This is a genomic window from Streptomyces sp. HNM0645, from assembly GCF_030056615.1.
GTDB classification, from domain to species: Bacteria; Actinomycetota; Actinomycetes; order Streptomycetales; family Streptomycetaceae; genus Streptomyces; species Streptomyces marianii.
This window is the reverse complement of record NZ_JASHLT010000010.1, coordinates 43,912-56,695: the sequence shown is the minus strand read 5'-3', so window position 1 is coordinate 56,695 and position 12,784 is coordinate 43,912. Positions and strand designations below refer to the sequence as shown.

General features: G+C 73.2%; 14 protein-coding genes. 8 read left to right on the top strand and 6 right to left on the bottom strand.

Translation table 11 applies throughout. From position 1 onward, the window contains the following. Positions 1 to 99: 99 nt before the first annotated feature. Entirely contained in the window at positions 100 to 672 is a 573-nt protein-coding gene (locus QMZ92_RS08530) for a DUF4383 domain-containing protein (RefSeq protein ID WP_283296621.1), read from the top strand. Between the two features lie 99 nt (positions 673 to 771). Here the strand turns inward: QMZ92_RS08530 and QMZ92_RS08525 are convergent, their stop codons facing one another. Continuing rightward, positions 772 to 1,149: an STAS domain-containing protein gene (locus QMZ92_RS08525; RefSeq protein WP_283296620.1), complete on the bottom strand. Its 378-nt coding sequence runs from the start codon at positions 1,147 to 1,149 to the stop codon at positions 772 to 774. Between the two features lie 284 nt (positions 1,150 to 1,433). Between QMZ92_RS08525 and QMZ92_RS08520 the strand changes: the two genes are divergently transcribed. Then, positions 1,434 to 2,630: a PP2C family protein-serine/threonine phosphatase gene (locus tag QMZ92_RS08520; RefSeq protein ID WP_283296619.1), complete on the top strand. Its 1,197-nt coding sequence runs from the start codon at positions 1,434 to 1,436 to the stop codon at positions 2,628 to 2,630. Positions 2,631 to 2,679: 49 nt separating this feature from the next. Here QMZ92_RS08520 and QMZ92_RS08515 read toward each other — a convergent pair whose 3' ends face one another. Together QMZ92_RS08515 and QMZ92_RS08510 are read right to left on the bottom strand one after the other, a co-directional pair. Then, positions 2,680 to 3,201 carry a MarR family winged helix-turn-helix transcriptional regulator gene (locus tag QMZ92_RS08515; protein ID WP_283296618.1) on the bottom strand — a complete coding sequence of 174 codons (522 nt, stop codon included), beginning with the start codon at positions 3,199 to 3,201 and terminating at the stop codon, positions 2,680 to 2,682. 276 nt (positions 3,202 to 3,477) lie between these two features. Then, on the bottom strand, positions 3,478 to 3,978 hold the full coding sequence (locus QMZ92_RS08510) for a MarR family transcriptional regulator (RefSeq protein ID WP_283296617.1): 501 nt from the start codon (positions 3,976 to 3,978) through the stop codon (positions 3,478 to 3,480). A 282-nt stretch (positions 3,979 to 4,260) separates the two neighbouring features. Between QMZ92_RS08510 and QMZ92_RS08505 the strand changes: the two genes are divergently transcribed. Beyond that, positions 4,261 to 5,157, top strand: coding sequence for a YihY/virulence factor BrkB family protein (locus tag QMZ92_RS08505; protein ID WP_283296616.1), 897 nt, complete (start codon positions 4,261 to 4,263; stop codon positions 5,155 to 5,157). A gap of 25 nt (positions 5,158 to 5,182) precedes the next feature. Here the strand turns inward: QMZ92_RS08505 and QMZ92_RS08500 are convergent, their stop codons facing one another. Continuing rightward, positions 5,183 to 5,851, bottom strand: coding sequence for a pyridoxamine 5'-phosphate oxidase family protein (locus tag QMZ92_RS08500; RefSeq protein WP_283296615.1), 669 nt, complete (start codon positions 5,849 to 5,851; stop codon positions 5,183 to 5,185). Positions 5,852 to 6,054: 203 nt separating this feature from the next. On the opposite strand from QMZ92_RS08500, the gene QMZ92_RS08495 reads away from it, so the two are divergent. Continuing rightward, positions 6,055 to 6,345 (top strand): DUF5133 domain-containing protein, encoded by a 291-nt coding sequence (locus QMZ92_RS08495; protein WP_283296702.1) that lies wholly within the window; start codon positions 6,055 to 6,057, stop codon positions 6,343 to 6,345. Positions 6,346 to 6,440: 95 nt separating this feature from the next. On the opposite strand, the gene QMZ92_RS08490 is transcribed toward QMZ92_RS08495, so the two are convergent. Next, positions 6,441 to 7,016, bottom strand: a complete 576-nt coding sequence (locus QMZ92_RS08490) for a TerD family protein (RefSeq protein ID WP_283296614.1) — start codon at positions 7,014 to 7,016, stop codon at positions 6,441 to 6,443. A 189-nt stretch (positions 7,017 to 7,205) separates the two neighbouring features. Here QMZ92_RS08490 and QMZ92_RS08485 point away from each other — a divergent pair, with 189 nt between their 5' ends. Beyond that, complete coding sequence (locus QMZ92_RS08485; protein ID WP_283296613.1) at positions 7,206 to 7,616, top strand: BlaI/MecI/CopY family transcriptional regulator; 411 nt, start codon at positions 7,206 to 7,208, stop codon at positions 7,614 to 7,616. A 4-nt stretch (positions 7,617 to 7,620) separates the two neighbouring features. Continuing rightward, positions 7,621 to 8,559 (top strand): M56 family metallopeptidase, encoded by a 939-nt coding sequence (locus tag QMZ92_RS08480; RefSeq protein ID WP_283296612.1) that lies wholly within the window; start codon positions 7,621 to 7,623, stop codon positions 8,557 to 8,559. A gap of 27 nt (positions 8,560 to 8,586) precedes the next feature. Here the strand turns inward: QMZ92_RS08480 and QMZ92_RS08475 are convergent, their stop codons facing one another. Continuing rightward, the gene (locus tag QMZ92_RS08475; protein ID WP_283296611.1) at positions 8,587 to 9,651 is read right to left on the bottom strand and encodes a sporulation protein; all 1,065 of its coding nucleotides are present in this window, start codon (positions 9,649 to 9,651) and stop codon (positions 8,587 to 8,589) included. Between the two features lie 441 nt (positions 9,652 to 10,092). On the opposite strand from QMZ92_RS08475, the gene QMZ92_RS08470 reads away from it, so the two are divergent. Both QMZ92_RS08470 and QMZ92_RS08465 read left to right on the top strand, forming a co-directional pair. Next, positions 10,093 to 11,427 (top strand): hemolysin family protein, encoded by a 1,335-nt coding sequence (locus QMZ92_RS08470; protein ID WP_283296610.1) that lies wholly within the window; start codon positions 10,093 to 10,095, stop codon positions 11,425 to 11,427. After that, positions 11,424 to 12,449, top strand: a complete 1,026-nt coding sequence (locus QMZ92_RS08465; protein WP_283296609.1) for a hemolysin family protein — start codon at positions 11,424 to 11,426, stop codon at positions 12,447 to 12,449. The genes QMZ92_RS08470 and QMZ92_RS08465 overlap by 4 nt, the downstream gene beginning before the upstream one ends. The last annotated feature ends 335 nt before the right edge of the window (positions 12,450 to 12,784 follow it).

Genomic DNA, 12,784 nt, shown 5'->3' with positions numbered 1-12,784 from the left:
GCCGGTCCGGGAGCGGAGGACAACCGGACCGTGACGGAGCGGAACGCGAATCCGGCCGCGGGTGGAACGAGAACCGCTCCGGCCGGGGAGGAGTGCACAGTGAGGCTCAGGGACGAACTTCCCGTCGACCACGCTCTCGCCACCGTCTACCGCGTGGGCGCCGCCCTCTGCGGTGCGGTCCTGCTGGTCTTCGGCTGCCTCGGTTTCGCCGACGGGCTCGGCTTCTTCGAGACCGACGGCGCGCGGGTGGCCGGAATGTCCAGCAACGGCCTGCTCAGTCTGATCTCCCTCTGCGTGGGTCTGCTGCTGCTGGGCGGCGCCGTCGTGGGCGGGAACGCCGCGAGCACGCTCAACATGATCGTGGGCGCGTCGTTCCTGCTCAGCGGGTTCGTGCACCTGTTCCTGCTCGGCCGTCCCGCCAACATCCTCGATTTCGGCATGTCCAACGTCGTCTTCAGCTTCGTGATGGGCCTGCTGATCGTCACCTTTGGCATGTACGGACGGGTCAGCGGCGGGCTCCCGCACGACAACCCCTACTGGCGCAGCCGCCATCCGGAACAGGCCCGCCGCGAGGCCGGCGTCCGCGGGCCCGCCGTCGGGGGGCCGGTGTCCACCCGCCCGCGGAGTGCCCTCCCCGCCGGCCCGGCCCGAAAGGCCGAGGGGCGTCGGTGATCTCTCGGCTCCCGCGACCGCCTCGCGCCGGCCGTCCCGCCCCGGCGCGAGGTCGTCGTCGGAGGGCCGGGCCCCGCGTCCGTCAGGGATCCGGGTGCGTCACGGCCGTGCCCCCGCCCGCTCCACGGCGGTGAGCGCCGCCTCGACGTCCTCGTGGACCGCCGTCGTCAGGCTCAGGCCCGTGAGGTCGAACAGCTTGGCGACGGGCGGCGTGGGTGCGGCCAGGTGCAGATCGCCGCCCGTCGCCCGGGTCTCGCGGGTGGCCCGTATCAGCACGTTCAGTCCGGAGGAGTCCATGAAGTCCACGGCGGACAGGTCCAGTACGAGGTGGCGGCGGCCGTGGAGGGCCTGGTTGGCCAGGTGGTGGTGGAGGAGCGTCGCCGTGTCGACGTCCAGTTCGCCGCGGATCGTCACCAGCGCCGTACCGGGGTCGTGGATCTCGACCTCGACGTCCAGGTTCTGTTCCATGGGGGACATGCCTCCGCTTTCGGATGGTTCGTTCGGCCGGCGCGTCCGTGGCGGGCGCCGCGCGGTGTGGGTCGCACACCCGTGCTGACCGGAGCACGTGTGCCCCGTGTCGCCGTTCGCACACCTCCCCGGGTTGAGTTGCCGCCCGTACATCATTGTCGCGTGACAAATGTTGCTTTCGGTTCGTAGAATCACGTGTTCGTGCCCGGCGTCCGTGGCTTCGGAGTCCGTGGATGCGTGCACACTGACGGCATGCTGGGCTTGTACCCCCGGCACGACGAGAATCGGATGACGTGGACAAGTTCGCTGCCCTCGAGCAGGCCCTGCGCGGTGCCGCTCCCCACACCCTGCTCGACGTGGTGGGCGCCGCTCTCGACGAGCGGTACGGCACCGCCGGGGTGGAGCTCCGGCTGGCCGACTACGGACTGCGCTCTCTGCAGGCCGTGGACCCCGGAACCGGCACGTCTGAACCGGTGCCGATCCACGGCACCCCCGAGGGCCGCGTCTTCGGCTCCCAGGAGCCGTACGTCGCCGAGGACGGCGGCGGCCGGATCGCCGTCCACCTGCCCGTCACCGTGCGCGGTGACCGGCTCGGCGTGCTGACCGTGCGGATGGCCGCGGACGCCTTCACCGAGGGCGACCTCCCGGACCTCCGGTTGGCCTGCGAGGCGCTCGGCCACGAAATCCTCGTCGCCGAGCGCGACACGGACCTGTACGTACTGGCCCGCCGTGCGGCACGGCTGACCCTCGCGGCCGAGATGCAGTGGCAACTGCTCCCGGGCCACGCCTGTGCCCGGGACGAGTTCGCGCTCGGCGCTCAGCTGGAACCGGCCTACGCGATCTTCGGAGACAACTACGACTGGTCGGTGTCGTCCGACCACCTCACCATGGCCGTCACCAACGGCATGGGTGACGGCATCGAGGCGGCCCTCCTCAGCAATCTCGCCGTCAACGCCCTGCGCAACGCACGCCGAGCGGGCCTCGGCCTCGCCGACCAGGCCGCCCTCGCCGACCAGGCCGTCTGGGCCCACTACCGGGGCCGGGCGTATGTGTCCGTGCTCCTGCTGCGCTTCGCATTCGCCACGGGCGAGGTCGAGGTCATCGACGCCGGGTCGCCGAGGCTGTGGCGGCTCCGCGACCGGGAGGTGGAGCCGATCCCGTTCGACGCGCAGCTGCCGCTCGGCATGTTCGAGGAGACGGTGTACGTGCCGGAGCGGTTCACCGTGCTCCCCGGCGACCGTCTGGTCTTCGGCAGCGACGGTGTCTACGAGGCGGTGTCCCCCGCCGGCGAGTCCTACGGCCGGCGGACCCTCGCCCGTACGCTGCTCGCCACGAGCCTGCTCCCGCCCACCCAGGTCCCCGGGGCCGTGCTGCGCGAGCTCGCCGGCCACCGCGGGGACAAGCCCCTCGACGACGACGCGCTCGTGGTCTGCCTCGACTGGTACGGACGGGGGAGTGGTTCCGGCGGCAGGGGGCGCACCGCGGACTGAACCGGTGGGGTGCGACGGCCTCCGCGGCGCGGAGTGCCGTGCGGGCCGCTTACGCGTGCCTCGCGGAACCGCCGTCCTGGCGCGCGCTCCCGGCGCCGTCCGGTCCGGGGCTGGGGTCACCGTCGGCCACCACGGCGTTCCGGAATCCGTGGAGCCCCTCGAGCAGTGCCGCTCGGGACGTGGGGTCCATGGCCTCGATCGCCGCCAGCAGGACCTCCTCGCGCTGGGAGCGCAACTCCGAGAGGTACGCCCGGCCGTGACCGGTCAGGCGGATCGTCAGCTCCCTGCGGCTCACCGGGCTGGGGGTGCGTTCCACGAGTCCCATGGCCTCCAGCCGGTCGCACAGCCTGCTGACCGACGACGGCGCCGAGCCCAGGACGTCGCCGAGCGTGCGCAGATTGATCCCGTCGGCGCGCTCCAGGCTGTACAGCACCCGGAGCTGTGAGGCGGAGACGGCCGAGGCGGTGTCCCTGCCCCGCTCCCACAGGATCTCGAGCATCTCGATGACGTCGCAGGCCGCTCGTGCCGCATCGGTCGCCCGCCGCGAGTGTGGAGCCGGACTCGTGCTCATGCCGTGACACTCCAAATCAGACGTGCTCCGCCGATGCCGCGGAGCCGGTGCCGCGCCCCTGCCTCGCGCGCGCCGGCGCCGGACGGATACCGGTGGCCGGGATTCCGGCGGCCGGCGTCGTCGCGCGGGCACGAGGCGGGTACGGGGGCAACCATATCCCTCCCCCCGACTACCCGACCGGCCGCCGATCCTTGTGCCGATCGGTTGACGATCCGGTGTGGCCGGCGTGAAGAACGCCCGCCCGCGGGACCGCCCGCCCGGCGCCCGGCGGGCGGGTCATGCGGAACGTGCGTTGTCGGCCGGGCGCAGCCCCGGTGCGGAGCCCGTCTCGCCGAGCGCGTCCCGGAAGCCCGACAGGCCCAGGAGGAGGGACTTGGCCGCGGCCGGAGGCATCGCGGCGATCACTTCGAGCAGCGACGCGTCCCTGCGGCTGCGCAGCTCCTGCAGGTAGGTCCGGCCGCGGCTGGTCAGATGGAGCTCCAGCTCGCGCCTGCTCACCTGGCTGGGGAGGCGTCGGACGAAGCCGAGTGCCTCGAGCCGGTCGCAGAGCCGGCTGACGGAGGGAGGGGCCGATCCCAGCAGCTCGCCCAGGGTCCGGAGGTTGATCCCCTCGTCGCGGTCGAGGGTGTAGAGGACGCGGAGCTGCGACGCGGAGACCGGGGCGTAGGGCACCTCACGGCCCCGTGTCCACAGGGCCTCGAGAAGTTCGACGAACTCGTGGCCCACCGCCGGGACGTCGCGCCGGCGAGGCCCGGAAGCAGAGTGGTTCGCGTCCATACCTTCCGACACCCCGAATCGGTCACCCTCATTTCGCGGGGCCGTGGCAGCGCCGCAGATCCAGAGGCAGAGGCCGTCCCCGCCACCGCAACCATATCTTTTTACCGGCACCGGACACCCGGGGTCACGGCATACCCGCTCGGTGACGGCCGCGCGGGACGGATGGCCGGGTGGGACGCGGGCAGGCGTCCGGGGCCGCCGACCGTGCGACCGGCCGCCCCGCGTCGAGCGGCCGCGCACGGGCACGCGGACCGGAGCGCTCCCCTCGCGACAGGAGACGACATGCACGGTGACCGGACGCGTACCGGCGGGCCCGCGCCGGACGGCACCCCGTCCGGGGTGCTGCCCCCGCGGGGCGACCTGCTCACCGCCCTGCGCCGGACGCCGGTGTCCGCCTGGCACGGCGACGTCACTGACTGGGCCGCGGCACTGACGTACTACGCCGTACTGGCGCTGATCCCCGTACTGCTGGTCACCGTGTCGCTCACCGGGCTCGCCGACGCCTCGCAGACCGGCGCCCTGATCGAGCGGGCGGCCGCGCTCGTGCCGTCCCAGGCCCGGCCACTGCTGGAGGGAACGCTGCGGGACCTGGCGGGGCGGCAGTCCCAGGCCCGGCTGGTCGCCGTGATCGGCTTCCTGGGCTCGCTCTGGTCCGCCTCCAGCTATCTGGCCGTCTTCCGCCGGGCCCTGCACGCCATGCACGGCGTCGAGGACGCACGGTCCGCCTGGCGGACCGTGCCCCGTGCCGTCGTCACGGCGTGCGTCCTGCTGGCCGCCCTCGTCTCCAGTGCGCTGGTGCTCACCCTCAGTGGCGAACTGGCCGTGGCGCTCGGCGGGGCACTGGGCCTCGACGCGGCGGCGGTCGTCACCTGGGACGTGCTCAAGTGGCCCCTGCTGGTCTGCCTGGCGGCCACGATGGTGCTGGTGCTCTTCCGCTCGGGCCCGGTACCGGCCAGGGGAAAGCGGCGGCGGGTGCTCGGAGGCGGCCTCGCCGTCCTGCTCTGGCTCGCCGCCTCCGCCGCGTTCACCTCGTACACCAGCCACGTCGGCACCTACGACCGGCTGTACGGGCCGCTGACCGGGTTCATCGTGTTCCTGGTCTGGCTGTGGGTCTCCAACCTCGCCCTGCTGACGGGCGCGCAGTTCGAGGCCGAGCTCGTCAAGGCGCGGGCGCGGTGAACCCGTTCGCCGGTTGCCGGGCCGCTCACACCGGGGTGCCTCCGGGGTGCGGGACGCCGGAGGACCGGGCGGGCGGAACCGGCTCGTGCGCCGGGACCCCGAGCCGCTCGGGCGCGACGAAGTACTCGCCGTCGCGCGGCCGGTCGGCGCGCTGGCGGGGCCGGGGCGCCGGCTCCAGGTGCGGGATGTGCTTGGAGCAGTGGACGTACGCCTCCTCCACCGTGATGTGCACCCAGAACTCGGGCCGGCGCCCCGGAGCGGAGTCCACGGGCAGGCCGGGGCACGCCCGCCGCTGCTCCTCGTCCGTCCGGAGCCGTGCCGTCCCGTTGACGTGCAGCCCGACGTGGTCGTGGGTGAAGTCGACGAAGAGCAGGCCGACATGGGGGTTCTCGGTGATGTTCCCGGCGCTGGCGAGCACGCCGTTGCCCCGGTACTCCGGGTAGGTCAGCGTGCGGTCGTCCAGCACGGTGACGAAGCCGGGCGGCCCGGCCCGGAAGGTGATGTCGCAGGCGCCGCCGGCGTCCGCCGTCGACAGGAACATCATCGTCTGCCGGGCGACGAAGCCCGCCATCCGCCCGGTGAGGTGTGGCTGCACCTGGCGGTCGTAGAAGTCGCCTGCCTGTTCGGCGGTGCCGAGGAGTTGCTGGAGACGGCGCTCGCCGACGGAGCCGGGTGACTCGTGGATGTCGTTCACGAAGGGCTCGGTCTTCCTGTGGGACGTCCGTTCGGGGGGTGGGCCCCGGCACTCTAACGCCGCAGGGAACGTGGTGTCGTCGACCGTACGGACATCCGGGCGAGCTTGTGGCGTCGTGTGAGGGACGCCTGAAATGCCGTGCGTGCGGCGGTGTTCCCGGGGCACATGGTGAGCCACCGGAAGAAGGAGCGGACGCCGTGCCGATGCCGGACCCCAAGGTGCTTCGGAGCATCCTGGAGCGGTGCGCCGAGCCGCGCATCGCCGCACCGCAGAACGACGGGAACCGTCGTGCTCTGGACGACGTGACCTGCACGTTGTGCGTGATGACGGCCACGAGCAGCGTCGTGGAGGCGCTCGAACGGGCCGACGCGCTGCTGGAGGAGGCGGCGGCAGCGGGGCGGGTGACCCCGCCCGCCACCGCCGGTTCGCGCCCCGGGCCGTCGCAGGAGGCCGCCCCGCCGCGGGACGGCAGCGGAGTCACCCTCGTCGCCTGACTGCCGCAGCGCCGCGGAAGGCGCCGCTCCGGGGCGGACGGCGCGCTGCCGTTCGCCCCGGAGCGGCGTTCCGCCGTGCGACGGGGCCCCTCGCGTCAGACCGCCACGCCGAAGTCGGAGACGATGCCGGCCAGTCCCGAGGCGTAACCCTGGCCCACGGCACGGAACTTCCACTCGTCGCCGTTGCGGTACAGCTCCCCGAACACCATGGCGGTCTCGGTGGAGGCGTCCTCGGAGAGGTCGTAGCGGGCCAGTTCGGCCCCGCCCGCCTGGTTGACGACGCGGATGAAGGCGTTGCGCACCTGGCCGAAGCTCTGGCTGCGGGCCTCGGCGTCGTGGATCGACACCGGGAAGACGATCCTGGTGACGTCGGCGGGCACCGAGGCGAGGTCCACCTTGATCTGCTCGTCGTCTCCCTCGCCCTCGCCGGTGAGGTTGTCGCCGGTGTGCTGGACGGAGCCGTCGGGGCTGGTGAGATTGTTGTAGAAGACGAAGTGCCCGTTCGAGGCGACCTTGCCCGAGTCGTCCAGGAGCAGCGCACTGGCATCGAGGTCGAAGTCGGTGCCGGTGGTCGTGCGGACGTCCCAGCCCAGTCCGACCAGGACCGCGCTCAGGCCCGGCGCCTCCTTGCTCAGTGACACGTTGCCGCCCTTGGCGAGGCTCACGCCCATATCGGTTCTCCTCACGTGTGTGCCCGGGTGCGGCGGCACGCGGGCGACGGAACTGCGAACGCTCGGAATCTACAGCAATGTAGAAATTGTCCGCCCGGTGGCGCGCCCCGACTCGCCGTGGGTCAGTACGATGAGGCGGCGAGGCCGCGAGGCCGCGAGGGACGCGGACGAAGCCGGAGGGAGGCGGAGTTGGACAACCGGGAAACGGCCGGCTCGCTCCCTGCGGGCGGTGGGCGCAGGCGCGGACAGGGCGAGCTCGAGGCGCAGGTGCTGTCGGTGCTGAGGACCGCGCCGGGACCCGTCACTGCCGCCTGGGTGCAGGAGCGCCTGCCCGGGCAGCTCGCCTACACCACCGTCATGACCATCCTGTCCCGGCTGCGGGCCAAGAACGCCGTCACCAGGCAGCGGGAGGGCCGGTCGTTCGTGTGGGAGGCGACCGCCGACCAGGCGGGGCTCGCCGCGCTGCGCATGCGCCGCGTCCTCGACGGGGAACGGGACCGGGAGGCGGTGCTCACCAGCTTCGTCACCTCCCTGTCCCCCGAGGACGAGCGGGTGCTGCGCGAACTGCTCGGCCACACGGACGACGATCCCGAGGAGTGACCGGGTGGGCGTCTTCGTCTTCCTGCCGCTGGTGCTGCCCCTGACGGCCTGGCCGATCGCGCGCCTCGCCGAGCAGCATCTGCACCCCCGCACCGCCACGTGTCTCCTGGCCGGGGTCGGCGCCCTGATGGCTCTGTGCAGCACCCTTTGCCTCGCCCTCATCATGGTGGTGGGTACCGCGCAACTGCCGGGCAACCCGCTGCCGGACACCTGGTCCGACCCCGAGGTGCGCGAGGCGGTCCCGTACGACGAGGTCGTCGGCAAGGCCGCCATCCCCGCACTGGTCGCCGTGGCGGCGGCCGCGGTCCGTACGGTGTGGCGGCAGCACCGCGTCCGGCGCCGGGCGGAGCGCGCCCTGGAGGGGCTGCCGCCGTCCCCCGTCGCGGTGCTGCCCGACGACTCGCCGTACGCCTACGCCCTGCCCGGCGGCCGGGGCCCGGTGCGCGGCCGGATCGTGGTGTCCACCGGCATGCTGGCCCGTCTCGACTCGGGTGAGCGCCGCGCCCTGTTCGCGCACGAGCGCGCGCATCTGGCCGCGGGCCACCACCGCCATCTCCTCGCGGCCCGGCTGGCCTCCCGTGCCAATCCGTTCCTGCGGCCCCTGCACACCGCCGTCGCCTACTGCGCGGAGCGCTGGGCGGACGAGGAGGCCGCCGGGGTGATCGGCGACCGGCGCGTGACGGCCAGGGCGGTCGGCAAGGCGGGCCTGGTGTCCCGGGGCGCCCCGTTCCCGCTTCCGGCCGGTTTCGCCACAGGGCCCGTGCCGCGGAGGGTCGCCGCCCTGCTGGGGCCGGTGCCGCCCGCCGGAACCTGGCCGCCCGCCTTCACCGCCGCGGGTGCGGCGCTCTGGACCGCCGCGGCGGGGGCGGCGGTGTCCGCGCTGTCGTCGGCGAACTCGGCCGTGGCGCTGTTCCTGGTGCTGAAGGCCGCGACGCCGTTGTAGGGCGGGCGCGGGAGGACGGCCGGGCCGTCAGCTCTCCTCGCCCTCGCCTTCCGCGTCACTCCCGTCCGGGCCCTCGTCCTCGAGGGCGTCGCCGATCTCGTCCACCACCTCCGCGCCGACGGCCAGGCCCGCCGCGCCGGCGGCCACGGCGGCGCCCGTGCCGGCGGCCACGGCGGCGCCCGTGCCGGGTCCGTGGTGCCCGCCGTGGTGGTGGCCGTGACGATCGGCGTGGTGGTGGTCCTCGTGCCCGCTGCCGTGGACCAGGCCGTGGGTGGCGTCGCCGCCGTGCGGCCCGTGCGCGGCGGGGCCGGAGCGGTGCTCCAGCAGATGGTGCAGCCAGGTGCCGACCCTGGCGTTCCAGTCCGTGTCGCCGGCCTCTTCGTGGGCGACGTCGAAGCGGGTCGTCGCGTCGTGCCCGCCCGCGGACAGCCCTCCGCGCCCGTCCGACTCCAGGACCACCTCCACCCGGCCCGGTCCGGCGAGGAAGGTCACCTCGACCTCGTCGACCGCTTGGGCGTACTGCGGGGGCGGGGTGAGCTCGATCTCCTGGTGGAAGGACAGCAACTGCCCCGTCCCCCCGATGTGCCCGTACTCGAGATCGGCGGACCGGAAGCCGAAGCCGAGCTGCCCGAACGCCTCCAGGACCGCTTCCTGCACCGGGAGCGGCCGCACGGCCAGCCGGTCCAGGTCGCTCTTGTCCCGGGCGCCGGCCACGCCGAGCTCCGTGCGCACACCGAGCACGACGCCGAGCGCCTGCCCGTGCAGCTCGGTCAGCGGCGTCTCCCAGGGCACCGTCACCGCGAAGGGGACCACGTGCCGCGCGCCCGGGTCGAGCCGGAACCCGCCGCCCACCGTGAACCGCTCGAAGGTGACCTCCGCCTCCCGCTCCCCTTCGTCGGTCTCCTCGGTCTCCGCTTCGACGCGGGCGACGAACTCCAGGGTGATGTGCTCGATCTCGAAGGCGGTGTCCCCGCCCTCGAGCCGGACCTCGCCGGTGAGGCTGCCGCCGGGCGGGACGGCTCCGGGGGCGAGGACCGTGTCGACGGCCGGGCCTCCGACGCCGATCGAACCGAGCAGTCGCTTGAACACCATCGTGGCGTTCGCTCCTTACGTGTGCGAGGTTCCTGCGGGGCGATGCGGCGGATGCCGCACGGACGGACGGGGGCGGGCCCGTGGGCATCGCTCCTCGTCCCCGGGAACATCCCGTAGCGCGGGAACATCCCGTACCGTCCTTGGCGTTGTCTACACGCATGTAGACGCGTACGAGCGGAGCCCCGCCGCGGCCCGCGCACACGGGGGGTGGCACCGGAACGGCCGAAAACGCCTCACGGATGGCCAGTGCAAAGGGAATGGCCAGCTGCTTTACCCCTCCTTTACCATGGTTCGGCGGACACTGTCCCGACCATGACCCCAACAGGGCCGATCCCGGTCCACCGAGCCACGAAGGAGCAGCAGACCCGCAATGGGTGAACCTCCCAGTCCCAGCCGTGCCCCGTCCCGCCCGCCGTTGTCCGAGGGCCGGGAGGTGGCACGGTGACCGAAGTGCTCCTGCTGCTCGTCGCCCTGGCGCTCACGCTCGCCTGCGCCGTCTTCGTCGCGGCCGAGTTCTCCCTCACCACCGTCGAACGCGGTGAGCTGGAGCGGGCGGCGCGGGCCGGCGACCGGGGCGCCGAGAGCGCCCTCAAGGCCGTGAAGCGCCTCACCCTCCAGCTGTCCGGTGCCCAGCTGGGCATCACCGTGACCTCGCTGGTGATCGGCATGCTCGCGGAACCGTCGGTCTCGGCCCTGCTGCGCGGCCCGCTCGAGGCGGTGGGACTGCCCTCCGGCGCCGTCCCGACCCTGTCGACGCTGCTCGGCGTCGCGATCTCGACCGTCGTCCTGATGGTGGTCGGCGAGCTCGTGCCCAAGAACTGGGCGATCTCGCGCCCGCTCGCCGTGGCCAGGGTCGTGGCCGGGCCGCAGCGCGGCTTCACCGCCGCCTTCGGACCGCTGATCCACCACCTGAACAACACCGCGAACCGGATCGTGCGCCGCTTCGGGCTGGAGCCCGCCGAGGAGCTGGCGTCGGCCCGTACCCCGGAGGAACTGATCGCGCTCGCACGGCACTCGGCCCGGGAGGGCGCCATCGAGGCCGACTCGGCCGAGCTGTTCGTCCGCACCCTGCACCTGGGCGAGCTGACCGCGGAGAACGTCATGACGCCCCGCGTCGACGTCCGAGCCCTCGAAGAACACGCCACGGCGGCCGACGCGGCGAACCTCACCCTCGCCACCGGTCTGTCCCGTTTCCCGGTCTACCGGGGCAGCCTCGACGAGGTCATCGGCACCGTGCACATCCGCGACGTCCTCGCCCTCGACGAGGACAAGCGGCCGCTCACACCGATAGCCGACCTGGCCACCGCGCCCCTGCTGGTGCCGCACTCGCTGCCCGTGGACAAGCTCCTCGGCCGGCTGCGCAGGGCCCGCACCATGGCCGTGATCATCGACGAGTACGGGGGCACCGCCGGTGTCGCCACCGTCGAGGACATCGTCGAGGAGGTCGTCGGCGAGGTCCGCGACGAGCACGACCCCCACGAGACGCCCGACCTGGCGCCCGCCGAGCCCGCGCTCGACGGCCGTCCGGTGTGGCACGCCGACGGCAGCGTCCGTATCGACCAGCTCCGGGAGATCGGCTTCGCCGCGCCCGACGGCCCGTACGAGACCCTGGCGGGACTGATCGCCATGCGGCTGGAGCGCATCCCGACCACCGCCGACCGCCTCGACGTCGACGGCTGGCGGCTCGCCGTGCTCCACACCGAGCACCACCGTGCCGACCGTGTCCGCATCACCGGCCCCGCCGCCGTGGCCAAGAGCGCGGAGGAGACCCGATGACCACCCTCCAGCTGCTGATCGGTGCGTTCACCCTCGTCACCAACGCCTTCTTCGTCGGAGCCGAGTTCGCCCTGATCTCCGTGCGCCGCAGCCAGATCGAGCCGGCCGCGGCCAAGGGCAACCTGCGTGCCCGGACCACCCTCTGGGGCATCGAGCACCTGTCCGCGATGATGGCCACGGCCCAGCTCGGCATCACCGTGTCGTCGCTGGTGCTGGGTGCCGTCGCCGAACCGGCCATCGCCCATCTGCTGGAGCCCCCGTTCCACGCCATCGGCGTCCCGGAGGCGCTGATCCACCCGATCGCGTTCGTCATCGCGCTGACGCTGGCGACGTATCTGCACATGCTCGTCGGCGAGATGGTCCCGAAGAACATCGCCCTCGCCGCCCCCGCGCCGACCGCGCTGCTCCTCGGCCCCCCGCTGGTGGCGCTGACCCGGGCCCTGCGACCGGTGGTCTTCGGCATCAACGCCTTCGCCAACGCCCTCCTGCGACTGCTGAGGGTCGAGCCGAAGGACGAGGTCGCCTCGGTCTTCACCGACGACGAACTGGCCCGCCTGGTCAAGGACTCCAGCGAGGCCGGGCTCCTCGAGCCGGAGGACGGCGAGCGACTGCAGGACGCGCTGGAACTGGGCACCCGGCCGGTCGGCGAGGTGATAGTGCCGCTCAACAAGATGCTCACCGTCGGCGCCGGAATCACCCCCCAGGGCCTGGAAAGGGCCTCGGTCGCCAACCGGTTCTCCCGCCTTCCGGTGGTCGCGGAGGACGGTGCGATCCTGGGCTACCTGCACATCAAGGACGCGCTCGGCGCCGCCGACCGCACGAAGCCCTTCCCGCGCACGGCCCTCCACCCCATCATCAAGGTCGCCATCGACACCCCCCTCGACGACACCATGACCGCCATGCGGGGCGCCGGCACCCATCTCGCCGCCGTCACCGGCACCAAGGGCACCGTCATCGGCTTCGTCACCATGGAGGACGTCCTGGAGGAACTGGTGGGCCCGGCTCCCGACGCGGTCGCCTGATCGACGAGTGCTCCGACCGCGCACCGCACCGGGGCCGCCCCACCCGAGAGGGTGGGGCGGCCCCGGTGCGTCCCGGCCTCCGCGGGCCCTCGCGGCGGCCGGGACGCCGGAACCACGTCCGGCAGAGCTGCGGCAGGCTCCCGGCTTCGGAGGACGGACCGTCCGCGCTCCGAGGCGTGGACGCTGGTCAGGCCGCGGGCGACGAGGGAGCGGAGGAAGGCGAGCCGGCCGGCGCCGTCCTCGGCCGCCACCCGGCGGGAAGCCAGTCCTTCGGGGTGGGCGCCGAACGCCGGCAGAGGGCCCGTAGGCCGTCACCGGCGCCAAAGGGCTGTCCA